The organism is Microbacterium sp. JAI119 (assembly GCF_013410135.1).
GTDB lineage: Bacteria > Actinomycetota > Actinomycetes > Actinomycetales > Microbacteriaceae > Microbacterium > Microbacterium oxydans.
Genome location: NZ_JACCCK010000001.1, coordinates 730,788 through 744,405, shown reverse-complemented (window position 1 = coordinate 744,405; position 13,618 = coordinate 730,788). Strand labels below are relative to the sequence as shown.

Here is a 13,618-nt window from a genome sequence, read left to right as displayed (position 1 = left end):
CAGCTGCGGCAGAGCAGCATCCCGTGGCGTCGGTCACTGGCAGGTGACGGCGTCCTGCGTGAGGACCGTCGGAGTGACGACCGGGGTGCTGTCGAGCTCGATCTTCGTGGGGGCGTCGGAGTCGGCGACGAACTCGTAGGTGAGCGTCCTGCTCTCCTGCGGCGCCAGCGTCAACCGCATCGTTCCGACGGTGAACTCCTGGTCCTTGCGCACCTCCGACTGCGCGAGCTCGGCGTCTGCCCTCTGCCCGACCGGCGAGTATCCCGGAGGGGCGAAGGCGAGGGTCTCCACCTGCATCGATCCCTTCGGCGTCTCGATCCCGACGCCGGTGACGTACTCGGGAAGCCCTCGCACCGAAGCGGGATCGACGGTGTTGGCAAGCGTCACCGTCACGAACACGTGACGGCGTCCGTCGGCGGCGCAGACCGGCTGACTCACGTCGATCGACTGGGTCATGTACCGCTGCATCTTCCCGGGCGTCCAGTCGATGAAGTAGACGCCGAACGCCTCCGTACCTTCCGCCGCCCTCGGCCCGCGACGATCGAGGTCCGTGCCGGCGATGAGCTGCTGCTCCGACTCGCGGGCGCTCCAGATCGCGATCCGGCCCTCCTTCGCTGCGAGCCCGAGCACAGAGGACAGCTTGGCGAAATCGACCTGACCGCCCATCAGCTTCTGCAGTGTCAGCCCAGCGAAGACCTGGTTGATCATGTCGACCTCTGCGGGCTCGTACGTCTTGTAGAGGTCGCCGAGCAGCATCGCCACCGCGTTGGAGTTCGAGATCTCCGGACCGCCGGGGATAGCGACCGGCCCGGTCGCGACCAGGAGGTAGCTCAGGGCGACGGTATCGAGGGAGACGACCGCGTCGACCTCGACGCCCTTGGCCTCTCGCCACATGTCGCGTGCGATCTCGAACGTCCTGTCGAAACGGGGCGAGCGGGTGAGCGCCTGAACGTAGCTGCCGAACAGCGAGCCGTACAGGTCGGTCTCCTCCTGCGTCACTCCCCCGACCGGTGGACGGAAGTTCGGGAAGTCGCGACCGGAAGCCGACGACTGGTTCACGATCGAGATGGCGCCGTTGTCGATGTGCACCTGGGCCATGGAGCCGATCGTGCCGCCACCGGACATCACCTCTCCATTGTTCTGGAAGATGACCAGCACGTCGCGGGGTCCCCCCTCTCCCAGCATCTCGGGGAGGGCTTCGACAAGCGGCATGACGCCGGCGAGTGTGCTCGCAGCCGGCTTCAGAACCTTCTCGATGCGTTCCACACCGGATGCCACGGGCCCGAGGAGCGCGTCATGATCGACGCCCGCCAGCATCGATGAGGCATCGCGCACGGCCTGGTCGGCCGACCGCGCGATGTCCCCGATGCCGTGGATCGCCTGGAGGTCGAGCCCGCCGTCGGAAGGACGAAGTGCTGCGATGTCGATCCCCGAAGCGGGAAGGAGCGCCTTGGTGGCCAGCTCGTCGACGGCCGCGGTCGCCATGCGGACGCCATGGAGGTTGGGGCCGATCACCGGCACCCACTCCAGCGATTCCCAGAGGAATCCGCTGGTCTGCTCGTGCGCGGAAGCGGCGGTCTTCGTCAGCTCCTCCGCCGCGGCCTGCGCGCCCGCAGTGTCGCCGGAGGCGATCAGCCCGGGGATGCTCTGGGCCAGCGGCACCGAAGCCTCGAGCTTGTCCTTGGCGTCGAGCGCCTTCGGAATGAGGATCGCCGCGATCACGGCGACGGCGATGAGCAGTGCGAGCACGACGCCCACCACCCACAGGATGATCCGGGTGCGGCGACTCTTTCGACGCTGCTGCTCGTTCTGGGCTCGACGCGCGCGTCTGGAGTCTCGGGTCACCGCAATATACTACCGAGGTGGACCTGAGCAGCGTCGCAGACCGCGACGCACGCCCATGGCGGGGGTTCGCCCACACCATGGAGGAGTGCACGTGAAAGCTGTCATCGTCGGTCAGGGATATGTCGGGCTTCCGGTAGCCATGCGCGCCGTGCAGGTGGGCATGACCGTCGTCGGACTCGATGTCGACAGCGTGCGGATCGCCGCTCTGCACGCCGGTGAGTCGTACGTCGATGACATCTCGTCGGAGCAGCTGAAGGAGGCGATCGCTTCCGGTCGCTATCTCGCGTCCTCCGACTACGACGACACCGAGGGCTTCGACGTCGCGGTGATCACGGTCCCCACCCCGCTCCGCGAGGGCCTCCCCGACATCTCCTACATCGAGTCGGCGGGAGCATCGTTGGCGACCCGACTCACCCGCGGGGCGACGGTCGTGCTCGAGTCCACGACCTACCCGGGCACGACAGAGGAGATCCTCGTCCCCCTCCTCGAGGCCGGGTCCGGGCTCCGGGCAGGACAGGACTTCGCCGTCGGATACAGCCCGGAGCGGATCGACCCAGGCAACCCCACGTGGGGCTTCGTCAACACACCGAAGGTCGTCTCCGGCATCGACGAGCAGTCACTCGGCAAGGTGAAGGCCTTCTACGACCTCCTCGTGGACCGAACGGTGAGCGTGACCACGCCCAAGGAGGCCGAGCTCACCAAGCTTCTCGAGAACACGTTCCGCCACGTCAACATCGCCCTGGTGAACGAACTCGCCGTGTTCGCGCACGAGCTGGGCGTCGACATCTGGGAATCGATCGATGCCGCGGCGACCAAGCCGTTCGGGTACATGAAGTTCACCCCGGGCCCCGGTGTCGGCGGCCACTGCCTTCCCGTGGATCCGAGCTACCTCTCGTGGCAGGTGCGGCGCAAGCTCGGACGTAGCTTCCGCTTCGTCGAACTCGCCAACGATGTCAACGACCACATGCCGGACTACGTCGCCCAGCGTTCCATGGAACTGCTCAACGAAGACCGGCGCTCGCTGAACGGGTCGACGATCCTGCTGGTCGGACTCGCGTACAAACGCGACACCGCCGACATCCGCGAGTCCCCCTCCCTGCGCCTCATCGAGCTGCTCACCTCCTTCGGTGCGTCCATCCGCGGCGCGGACCGCCACGTCGAGTCGCACCGGTGGCCGACCGCCGTCGAGCGCGTGGAGCTCTCCGCTGCGGAAGTCGAGGCCGCTGATCTGGTCATCCTGGTGACCGATCACTCCGACTTCGACCTGACGCTGCTGCACGAGTCCCCGACGCCGGTGCTCGACACCAAGGGCCGGCTCTCGGGACCCAGGGTCGTTCGTTTGTGAGCTCGCTGCGCCTGATCCTCACGTCCTCGGCTGCCGCGGTCGCGACACTCTCCGTTCAGGTCCTCGGCCTCATCACCCTCGCCCCCACGGACTTCGGGCTCTTCTCGATCGTCTATCTCGCCGGCGCCTTCGCGCTGTCGCTCGCACTCTCCCTCATCTGCGAGGCGGCGACCCGTTCACGCCAGGACGTCCCCACCTCCTGGGCGGACTTCAGCGGTGCGTCGACGGAGTTCGCCCTGATCTTCGCCGCCGTCTCCGCACTCGTCGTCTCCCTGACGAACTCGCCCCTGACGCCGTACTGGTGGCTGATCGCGCTCGCCATCGGCGGCAGCGCCTACCGCTCGACCGCACGGTTCTACGCGGTCGAGAACAGCGACACACGCGGGTCGGTCCTCGGAGACGCCATCGCCGCCATCGTCGCCGTCGTCCTCAGCGTCGTGACCCTCACCCTCCATAGCGGCGAGCTCTCCTGGGTCCTCGGCACCTGGGCGGCGTCGAGCGTCGTCGCCGCCGTGTTCTCGAGGTGGCCGGCTCTGAGTCGACCTGGCGTGCTCGTGCGCTGGACCCGTCAGCGCTGGACCGCCATCGCTCCCCTCGTGCGCGACTCCCTGATCATGGATGCCTCGTCGATCGGTACCCCCTACGCGCTGGCCCCGATCTTAGGAGTGGGCCCGTTCGGTGTCTACCGGGCCGTGTCGAACGTCGCCGCACCGGTGCGCCTGCTGCTGAATCCGATCCGGCCGCGCATCGCCCGACTGCGGATGTCTGCGGCGACCGTCGGCGCGGTCGTGGCCGGCGGTATCGTGCTCGGCGGTCTCGCCGCCGGGGTGCTGCTGCTGCTCGGCGAGACGTCCTGGCCGCTCGGCACTCTCCGGGACCTCATTCCGTTCGCCGCACCGACCGCGATCTTCGTCATGGCGAACATGGTGGGGCACACCTTCTACATCGTGTCCAGGCTGCGGGCCTCACGACGCGGCCTGCTCGCGGCGCGGCTCGTCCAGACCGCGCTGGGCGTCGTCGGGCCGCTGGCGGGTGCTCTGCTGGGCGGGCTGAGCGGAGCGATATGGGCATACGCCCTCTCCACCCTGCTGTCGTCGCTCTTCTGGCTGCTCGTCGCCCGCCGCGCGGATCAGTTGCCGGTCACCGCCTGACGCCAGACCGACTCCCACGCCGAGAAGCTGTAGTGATCCCGGACTGTGCGGTGACCTGCGGCTCCACGCTCAGCACGTCGCGTCGCGCTCTCCGAGAAGAAGCCGGTGAGAGCGTCCGCCCAGTCGTCCGCGCTCTCGGGCGCGATGCCGTCTCCTCTGCGCAGGATCTCGGCGTTCACCCCGACCGGGTCGCCCATCATCGGAATCCCGGCCGCGCCGTACTGCAGCAGCTTGTAGCCGCACTTGCCTCGCGACCAGGCGGAATCCGGTGTCGGCATCAGCCCGAGATCGGCGTCGGCGAGCACGGCACCGAAGGTCTGCGGCGACCACGCCACCCGGTCGACGATCGCGTCCAGCGGTCCGAGCTCCGCGTCCCCCGCGCTGACGACGGTGAGCCGCATGCCCGTCCGCTCATGCGCGTACAGCAGCGCAGACTCGATGTCGCGCAGATAGCGCTCCGTGGCGGGCGAGCCGATCCATATCGCGCGCGGCGTCTCCCCGATGTCGAAGCTCGTCTTGCGCGAGTAGTCCGCCGGATCCACGCAGCTCGGGATCACGGTCACGCGAGGGTTGATCCGACTCGCCGCCTCGGCGAGTGTGGCGTTTCCCGCGATGACGACGTCGGCCGCGCCGACCGCCGCTCGCCAGATCGCCGCCTTCGGGAACGGGCCCCGGCGGTCGAGGTGGAGGGCGTCGTCGAAATCATAGATCCCGACGCGCTCGCCACTCAGCAGACGTCTCTCCACACCACCGCGGCTCAGCGGACTCGCCTGCCGCGACACCAGCACTCGCGCGTCGCGCGGAGGCCTGCGACGCAGCTCCGCCTCGGCCGCGAGCAGCCGCCGAGGAGACTTCAGGAGAGACCGTCCGGAGTTGGTCGCCCCGTCGAGATACGAGTGCGTGACCGCGGGCACCTCCAGCCTGTCGAGCCAGTCGAAGACGCGGACCCGTGCGCTTCCCGCACTGCGCCCGTAGCTGGTGTACGTGTGCAGCGCCGTCATGATGCCGCCCGCCGGCGAGAGCCGATCACCCCGAGCACCACGATGATCGCGGCTGTGACGAGGTACAGCGTGTTGTTGGTCTTCTGCGTGAACGTGACCAGGAACAGCGTCGACACCAGCAGGGCCGAAAGCCACCAGCGCGCCGGGGATGCTCGCCGCGTGGAGTAAAGGTAGGCCACGAGCGCACCGATCGCCGCCGCGCCGAGGGCGACGCCGACGACCCGCCAGTCCCGATAGAACGGTTCCAGCCATGTATACACGTTCGTCAGAGTCCCCACGTTGACGAACGGCGCTACTGGGTTCCAGGTGCGCAGTCCGGGGATCAGACTCAGGACGGGTTCGAAGAACGCGGTTCCGAATGTCTGCGGGTTGAAATCGCCGTAGACGATGCGAGGCCCGCCCACCGGGGGCCACGCGCCGTTGGTGGAATCCACCAGGGACAGGAACGCGGGCACGCCCGCGGTCAGATAGATGAACGGGCTGGACAGCCCGGAGGCGCTCAGCAATGGCGAGACGTTGCTGCCGACATCACCCGTCTTGCCCAGCGCACCCGCGAGCACCTGGAAGGCGAGTAGCGCACCGGCGCCGATGGCTGCGATCGACATCATCATCACCCAGGGGCGGAGGTACCACGCCCGCACGCGGCCGCCGCGCCAGGAGCGCGCGTAGAGGAGGAGAAGGGCAGCGATCGCGAGCAGAACCCCCGCGAAGAGGTTCGTCCGCTGCAGCAGGGCGAGCATCGAGGCGGCGAGCAGGACCGCAGCCGGCACGCGCCACCACCACGCGAGTCCGTTCCGGACCGACCCCGGGACGATGAGGATCGCGAGCAGAAGAGGTCCGACGTACATCAGCAGACGTGCCCACAGGGGCACTCCGGCGAGGTACGACTCGGCAGCCCCACGGATCGTTCCGGGATGGAACCAGAAGGTCTCCCACCCGAAGCGCTGGAGGATGGTCCAGATGTACACCCCGAAACCCAGCGCGTAGGCGCCGGCGAGGATCAGCAGGACTCGTCGGCTGACGAGCGCATGGTCCCGCGGTGCCAGGTCGGCGCTGCGTGCCTTGCGGGCTGCGAGCGCGATACCTCCCCACGCCCCGACGGAGAAGAACGCGATACCGACCAGCAGCACGCCCCACGCGGCGATCGATGCACCGTGATAGGCGATGAGCCCCGACCCGACGAGGACCAGCGTCACCGCCCACACCGCGTTGTGCACGACCACGGGAAGGAACGCTCGTCGCGCGATGAACCAGGTCAGGACGGTCAGTCCGATGAGCACGGCGACGACGACGAGCGCGCCGACACCGTTGGAGACGTCCGTCATCGCCGACCCCGCTCCATCTCACTCCGCAGGAAGTCGGACACAGAGGCATGGACCGCGTCACGTCGGAAATGCTCGACCACGAAGTCGCGGGCGTTCGCGCCCAGGTCCGCCGCGAGATGCGGATCCTCGATCACCCGCTGCAGAGCGTCGGCGAGCTGACCCGCGTCCCCCGCCGTCACCATGAGTCCGGTGCGCTCGGGGATCACGGAATCCACCGCTCCGGTCGCATCCGTCGTGACGACGGCGATCCCCGTCGCCCCCGCCTCCAGCACGACGTTGGGGAAGCCCTCGCGCAGGGTCGGGAGGCAGAGGGATCGCATCAGGGGATAGTACATCGATGTGTCCGGCACGGCCCCGAGCACGATCGGGGCCCGCCGCAGTCGAGAGAAGGAACCCAGTTCCGCACCGTCGACGCCGCCCACGATCAGCAGCTGGTATGCCGCCCCGCGATCGTCCAGGAGGCGGCAGGCCTCGGCGAGGACCTCGAGGCCCTTGTCGTGGTTGAGTCTGCCGACGAAACCGATGACGGGGACACCGGGCAGGAGGCCATCGACCTGCGCCGCCGTGTTGCCGGGGGCGAAGCGATCCACATCCACACCGTTGGAGCTGCCTCTGCCGCGCACGGTGATGCGTGCGGCCGGCGCGAGCCGCAGGGACACGACGCGCTGTCGGAGACTCGGACTCACCGCCAGCGTGGTGGTCGCGAGGCGGATCGTCAGACGCTCCATGATCGTCAGCACCCGGCGAGTCATCCCCGCTGCGGTCTCCGGTCGGAGCCCGCGCAGGTGATACACACGAGTGCGAACGCCGAGCAGTCGGGCGGCGGTGATGCCGAGCAGGCCTGCTTTCGGAGTGCCGACGAAGACGACGTCGGGCCGGAGGCGGCGGATCAGCCGCATCCAGTCCCGCAGCCCTCGGACGTCCCCGACGATGTCGATCTCTCTGGCCATAGGGAGCGGATGCACCGAGACGCCGGGAGACGATGCGAGCGCCTCGAGTCTCTCGCCGGGCGAGCTCGCGACGTGCACCTCCCATCCGTCAGCGACCAGCCGCTGCGGCAGCCCGGACAGCAGGCCGATGGAGACGTCCGCCGTGACGCCGATCAGTATGCGAGCGGTCGCGGCCGGGGTCACGAGTCCTTGCTCCGGAACCACGCGACGGTCTTCGCGATCCCTTCCTCGAGCGGGACGGGCTGCACGTCGGGGAACAGCTCCCGCAGACGAACGCCGTCGGACTGGGAGGCACGTACATCGCCAGGACGCGGATCGACGTGCTCGACACTCACCGTGCGGCCGGTCTGATCTTCGATGACGGTCACCAGCTCGCGCAGCGTGGTGTTGGTTCCGAACGCGAGATTCACGGGATGTCCCGACGTCACGCGGTCTCGGACGGCGACCATGAGCGCATGCGTCACCGTGTCGACGCTCGTGAAGTCCCGCGACTGCAGGCCGTCGCCGTGGATGGTGAGCGCGCGCCCGGCGAGGGCCGCGTCGACGAACCTCGGGATCACGGCGGCGTACACATGGTCGGCCGGCTGGTAGGGACCGTAGACGTTGAAGAAGCGGAACGCCAGGGTCGGAAGACCGTAGGAGTACTGGTAGGCCAGCACGTAGGCCTCTCCCCCGAGCTTGGTCGCCGCGTACGGGCTCATCGGCCGCGTCCAGTCGAACTCCGACTTCGGCAGAGCGGGGTTGGCGCCGTACACGGAGCTCGAGGATGCCATCACCACGTAGGCGTTCTCGCGCCGGGCCGCTTCGAGCACGGTCAGCGTCCCCGTCAGGTTGGCGACGTGAGAGGCGACGGGGTCGTCGATGGACCGCGGGACGCTGCCGAGCGCGCCCAGGTGGACGACCGCGTCCGCGCCGACCGTGGCGGCGGCAACCGCTTCGGCATCGGCGACGGACCCGCGGTGCAGCGTGATCCGCGTTCCGGCGAGGTTGGATTCGCGTCCCGTGCTGAAGTCGTCCAGCACGTGGACATCGACATCGGGCGCCTCGTCGTTGAACCGTCGCACGAGGTTCGAACCGATGAACCCGGCACCGCCGGTGATGACTACCTTCACGAGCTGTGACTCTTTCCTGTTGTTCTGTGGATACGAGCGGGCACTCCCACCAGTGTCACCCGTGCAGGGGCGTCCTTGGTCACGCACGCAGCCGCACCGACCGTGACGTCCGCACCGATGCTCAATCCCTGCAGCACCACCGATTTCGCGCCGATGAGCACGCGCTCTCCGATGCGCACGTCCCCCGACACCACCGATCCCGGATTCAAGGACACCGTATCCGCGAGGACGCTGTCATGGCCGACGATGGCTCCCGGATTCAAGTGAGCGTGTCGTCCGACCCGGACATTCGTCGACACCAGCACACCGGCGCACACGACCGTGCCGACGCCGATCGTCGTCAGGGACCCGATCGACGCGCCGGGGTGCACCAGCGTCTCCGCCCGGTCGCTTCCCACCCGCGCGGCGATGTGCGCGCGATGTTCGGGCGACCCCACCGCGATGACGAATGACGACGCCGGGTGCGCGGCGAGTGCCGCATCGATGGTGCCGAGATGGCGATGGCCCCGATCGGCCAGACGCTCCAGAGCGAGAGGGCTGGGGGCGTCGTCGGCGAAACCGAGCACGTCGAAGCGGGGCGACACCGCGTTCAGGGCTTCGACGACGTCCAGCGTCTCGCGCGCGAAGCCTCCGGCGCCGAGGATGATCAGCTCACGCATCGGCATCCTTCAGACCTCGGAACTCCGGCATCGTCGCGTGCCCGTCGGCGCTGACCCCGTCACGGCGCACCACGACGGCGACCGTGCGCCACAGGATCCAGAGGTCGAGCCTCATCGATCGTGTGTCGACGTACTTCACGTCGAGCTGCAACCGCTCATCCCAGTCGACGGTGTTCCGACCGCTCACCTGCGCCAACCCGGTGACCCCTGGTCGCACCTCATGCCGACGAGCCTGCACTGGCGTGTACCGGTCGAGGTAGGAGACGAGGAGAGGGCGTGGACCCACCAGGCTCATATCGCCGAGCAGCACGTTCCAGAAGGTCGGCAGCTCGTCGAGGCTGGTGCCGCGCAGCAGACGCCCGAACGCGGTCAGCCGCGCCGCGTCGTCGGCGGTGCCGACCGCAGGATCGGCGGGGCGCATGGTGCGGAACTTGTAGAGGGTGAAGACCTTCCCCTCGCGTCCCGGCCGCGGCTGCCGGAAGATCACCGGGTGACCGAGGTTCACCAGCACCAGCGCGGCCACGATGATCTGCAGGGGAAGGGAGAGGATCAGGACCACGGCGGCGACACCGAGGTCGAGCGTGCGTTTGGCCGCATCGAAGAAGACTCTGCTCATGCGCGCTCAGCCAGGAAACCGCGGATCAGGGTCTGCACACGCTCCATCTGCTCCTCGGACAGCGCCGACCCCGACGGCAGCGTGATGCCCACGCGGAAGAAGCGCTCCGAGACCCCGTTCACCGCGGCCGGGGCCTCGGCGAAGACGGGCTGCAGGTGCATCGGCTTCCACAGCGGTCGGGATTCGACGTCATGAGAACCGAGGTGCGCGGAGAGCTCGGAGGCACTCCAGCCGGTGACGTCCTCGTCGACGAGCACGGCGGTGAGCCACGCGTTGTCCTCGGCATCGTGGTCTCCGCCGAACACCGAGACGCCGTCGACGTCCGCGAACAGCGCGCGGTACTCGTCGCGCCAGCGGTGACGTCGGCGGATCATGTCGTCGAGGCGGGACAGCTGTGCGCGACCGAGCGCGGCGAGGAGGTTGCTGAGCCGGTAGTTGTAGCCGATGTCGGTGTGCTCGTAGTGCGCGACCGGCTGTCGCGCCTGCGTCGCGAGATAGCGGACGCGATCTGCGATCTCCGCGTCATCGGTCACCAGCATGCCGCCGCCGGAGGTCGTCATGATCTTGTTGCCGTTGAAGGAGAAGACCGACGCGCGCCCGAAGCTGCCTGCGGGTCGGCCGCCGCGGCGGGCTCCGAGCGACTCGGCGGCATCGGCGAGCACCGGGATCCCGTACGCGTCGGCGATCTGCTCGATCGCCTCGAGATCGGCGACCTTGCCGAGCAGGTCGACGGGGACGATCGCCTTCGGCGGTGTGCCCTTCGCCTCGAGTTCCGTGATGACCTCGCGGAGCAGGCCCACATCCATGTTGCCCGTCACCGGGTCCGCGTCGATGAAGTACGGCGTCGCGCCCGTGTAGGCGATCGCATTGGCGGTGGCAGCGAACGTGAAGCTCGACGTGACGACGATGTCGCCGGCACCGACCCCGAGCGCGAGAAGTCCGAGGTGGAGCCCTGCCGTCCCCGAGCTCAGCGCGACCGCGTGGCGCACTCCGACCCTGTCGCACATCTCGCGCTCGAAGGCGTCGACGTCCGGACCGAGCGGAGCGACCCATCCGGACCGCAGTGCGGCGACGATCGCCTTCTCCTCGAGCTCGCTGACATCGGGAGACGACATGTAGATCCGGTCGTTCATCGCGGGAGGTCTCCTTCTCGACCATGGGCGGACACGGCAGCCTCTGCGGGAACGAGCCGGCGCATCCAGCCGCCGAGGTCGAGCGCCTCCGGGCTGATGCTCCCGATCGATGTGTGCTGGATCTGGGGGTGGAAGGGTCGTTCGACGACCTCGTCTTCACCGACCAGTTCCTCGTGCAGCTTCTCGCCTGGGCGCAGACCTGTGTAGACGATCTCGATGTACTCGCCGGACATCGCGATCATGCGTTGCGCGATGTCGAGGATCTTCACCGGCTCACCCATGTCGAGGATGAGCACTTCGCCCGGCCGGCCGATGCTTCCGGCCTGGATCACCAGTTGGCACGCTTCGGAGATCGTCATGAAGTATCGAGTGACCTCCGGGTGGGTCACGGTCACGGGCCCGCCTGCCTCGATCAGGGTCCGGAACATGGGGAGCATGGAGCCCCTGCTGCCGATCACGTTGCCGAAGCGCACGGAGAGGTACCGCCGATGCGAGCTCTTCGCGGCCCACACCGTGAGCTTCTCCGCCACGCGCTTGGAGTGTCCGAGAACGCTCGAGGGGTTCGCCGCCTTGTCGGTGGAGATGTTCACGAACGTCTCGACATCGACATCGAGGGCGGCTTCGAGCACGTTCCGGGTGCCGAGCACGTTCGTCTTCCAGGCCTCTTCGGGATACTGCTCGAGCATGGGCAGATGTTTCAGCGCCGCAGCGTGGAAGACGACTTCGGGGCGATGACGACGGAAGATCTCGCGGAGCGATTCGACATCGCGGATGTCGGCGAGGACGACATCCTCGGTGTCGAGAAGGCCGTGACCGGAGATGCTGAGCTGGCTTCCCTGCAGGCCGCTCTCGTCGCGGTCGAGCATGACGAGCACGTCCGGACCGAACTGCGAGAGCTGGCGGCAGAGCTCGCCGCCGATCGACCCGCCGGCCCCGGTGACGAGCACACGCTTCCCCGTCACGTATCCCGCGATCGACTTGACATCGGTGTCGACGGGTTGACGGCCGATGAGGTCTTCGATGCTGACATCCCTCAGGTCCCGGATGCGGCTCGCGCCCTGCAGGACCTTGTCGAGTTCGGGGAGCACGAGCACGTTGAGACCGGCAGCGTTGCCCGCGTCGGTGACGCGACGCAGCAGTGCGGCGTCGGCGCGTCCTACCGCGATGATGAGCTCCGTCGCGCCGCTCAGCTCGACGGCAGCCCTCAGCTGAGCGAGCGTCCCGAGGACGGGAACCCCCTTGACCCGCAGGTTCCGCTTCTTGAGGTCATCGTCGATCAGACCGACGGGACTGAAGACCGGCTCCTTCGTCTCGTTGAGCATTCGGCTGATCAGCTGCTGGCCCACCCACCCGGCGCCGAACACCAGCACCTTGCGCGATCCTCCCGGAACGTCATCGCTCTTCCGGCTGAAGACGAGCGGCACGTAGCGGAAGACCAGCATCAGGACCAACGCGATCGCCGTCACGGAGAGGGCGGTTCGAAGGGCCTCCGCCGGCTGACGCATCCAGACGAGCAGCACGACCCCCATGAGGACACCCACGAGGAGCGCGGCGAGCCCCAGTGCGCGGACTTCCTCGATGGAGCCGTACAGGTAGCGCCCGCGATACAGGTGAAGGACGAACCCGGCAGCGAACTGCGCGGCGATGAGGCCCGCGATCACGATCAACGCGAACGGCCACACCGTCAGCGGGACGAGGAAGTCATAGCGCAGCAGCACCACCAGCAACGCGGCGATGGCCCACGCCACCGCGTCCGGGATCAGCCGATTGACCGTACGGATACCCGTACCTTCTCCGATGCTCATTCGTTCCCTCCGTGTCGGTCAGCCGTCGCTCCGACCGTCGTGCGGCCCCCCATCACGAAGCGGAGACCGGCGTATGCGACGGCCAGCGCCAAGCCGATGAGTGCCCCCACCGGGAGCACGGTCACCGCGAGCGGCTGGACGGGCGCCACCGGCGTCACCGCTTCGAACGTCTCCGCGCTGACGCCGGATCCGGCCTGCTCCGCCGCGGACTCGGCGATCGCGGTCGCCATGGCCGCCGCCGTCCGAGGGTCCGTGTGCGAGACGGTCACCGCGGTGATCGAAGTCTCCGGACGCCACGTTGCGGAGACGCGGTCGGCGAGTTCGCTCCGCGATACGCCGAAGTCCTCGGCGATCGGGGCGAGGACGCTCTCCGAACGGGCGCGGACGGCAGCATTCGAAGCCACTGTGCGAGGGACGAAGGTCTCCCGGGTGTCGCCCGCGCTGAACACGATCTCCGCTTCCGCCTCATAGGTCGGAGGCGTGAAGACGAGCACCGCCGTCGAAGCGAGCACGCTCAGCAGGAAGACGGCCGTCATGCCCACCCATGCGCGTCTGAACGCGCCGAACCACTCCTCCGGCGACATGCTTCTCCTCTTCGAACCACATGGGCACGGAACGACTCTGTAATCCAGCATCCCAATACATCGGAGTCGGACGGTCAAAACACGCCAACAAT

At 68.1% G+C, this 13,618-nt stretch carries 12 protein-coding genes; 2 read left to right on the top strand and 10 right to left on the bottom strand.

The window, feature by feature from the left end:
• Nucleotides 1-33: 33 nt before the first annotated feature.
• Nucleotides 34-1,845 (bottom strand): DUF4012 domain-containing protein, encoded by a 1,812-nt coding sequence (locus tag HDC31_RS20480; RefSeq protein ID WP_147251191.1) that lies wholly within the window; start codon nt 1,843-1,845, stop codon nt 34-36.
• A gap of 91 nt (nt 1,846-1,936) precedes the next feature.
• Here HDC31_RS20480 and HDC31_RS03560 point away from each other — a divergent pair, with 91 nt between their 5' ends.
• Together HDC31_RS03560 and HDC31_RS03555 are read left to right on the top strand one after the other, a co-directional pair.
• The gene (locus HDC31_RS03560) at nt 1,937-3,190 is read left to right on the top strand and encodes a nucleotide sugar dehydrogenase (protein WP_220151072.1); all 1,254 of its coding nucleotides are present in this window, start codon (nt 1,937-1,939) and stop codon (nt 3,188-3,190) included.
• Entirely contained in the window at nt 3,187-4,341 is a 1,155-nt protein-coding gene (locus HDC31_RS03555; protein ID WP_113680403.1) for a hypothetical protein, read from the top strand. Before HDC31_RS03560 ends, HDC31_RS03555 begins: the two co-directional genes overlap by 4 nt.
• On the opposite strand, the gene HDC31_RS03550 is transcribed toward HDC31_RS03555, so the two are convergent.
• From HDC31_RS03550 to HDC31_RS03510, 9 genes are read right to left on the bottom strand one after another with little or no spacing between them, the layout of a single operon-like run.
• On the bottom strand, nt 4,320-5,342 hold the full coding sequence (locus tag HDC31_RS03550) for a glycosyltransferase family 1 protein (protein WP_113680402.1): 1,023 nt from the start codon (nt 5,340-5,342) through the stop codon (nt 4,320-4,322). The two genes, HDC31_RS03555 and HDC31_RS03550, sit on opposite strands and share 22 nt — an antisense overlap.
• Nucleotides 5,339-6,667: an oligosaccharide repeat unit polymerase gene (locus tag HDC31_RS03545; protein WP_113680401.1), complete on the bottom strand. Its 1,329-nt coding sequence runs from the start codon at nt 6,665-6,667 to the stop codon at nt 5,339-5,341. The genes HDC31_RS03550 and HDC31_RS03545 overlap by 4 nt, the downstream gene beginning before the upstream one ends.
• Entirely contained in the window at nt 6,664-7,800 is a 1,137-nt protein-coding gene (locus tag HDC31_RS03540) for a glycosyltransferase family 4 protein (RefSeq protein WP_179515823.1), read from the bottom strand. Before HDC31_RS03540 ends, HDC31_RS03545 begins: the two co-directional genes overlap by 4 nt.
• Complete coding sequence (locus tag HDC31_RS03535; RefSeq protein WP_113680399.1) at nt 7,797-8,729, bottom strand: NAD-dependent epimerase/dehydratase family protein; 933 nt, start codon at nt 8,727-8,729, stop codon at nt 7,797-7,799. The genes HDC31_RS03540 and HDC31_RS03535 overlap by 4 nt, the downstream gene beginning before the upstream one ends.
• Entirely contained in the window at nt 8,726-9,388 is a 663-nt protein-coding gene (locus tag HDC31_RS03530) for a NeuD/PglB/VioB family sugar acetyltransferase (RefSeq protein WP_179515822.1), read from the bottom strand. The genes HDC31_RS03535 and HDC31_RS03530 overlap by 4 nt, the downstream gene beginning before the upstream one ends.
• Nucleotides 9,381-10,004: a sugar transferase gene (locus tag HDC31_RS03525; RefSeq protein ID WP_061016832.1), complete on the bottom strand. Its 624-nt coding sequence runs from the start codon at nt 10,002-10,004 to the stop codon at nt 9,381-9,383. Before HDC31_RS03525 ends, HDC31_RS03530 begins: the two co-directional genes overlap by 8 nt.
• Nucleotides 10,001-11,137, bottom strand: a complete 1,137-nt coding sequence (locus HDC31_RS03520) for a DegT/DnrJ/EryC1/StrS aminotransferase family protein (RefSeq protein WP_113680397.1) — start codon at nt 11,135-11,137, stop codon at nt 10,001-10,003. Before HDC31_RS03520 ends, HDC31_RS03525 begins: the two co-directional genes overlap by 4 nt.
• On the bottom strand, nt 11,134-12,942 hold the full coding sequence (locus HDC31_RS03515; RefSeq protein WP_113680396.1) for a nucleoside-diphosphate sugar epimerase/dehydratase: 1,809 nt from the start codon (nt 12,940-12,942) through the stop codon (nt 11,134-11,136). Before HDC31_RS03515 ends, HDC31_RS03520 begins: the two co-directional genes overlap by 4 nt.
• Nucleotides 12,939-13,526: a hypothetical protein gene (locus tag HDC31_RS03510; protein ID WP_061016826.1), complete on the bottom strand. Its 588-nt coding sequence runs from the start codon at nt 13,524-13,526 to the stop codon at nt 12,939-12,941. The genes HDC31_RS03515 and HDC31_RS03510 overlap by 4 nt, the downstream gene beginning before the upstream one ends.
• Nucleotides 13,527-13,618: the final 92 nt, after the last annotated feature.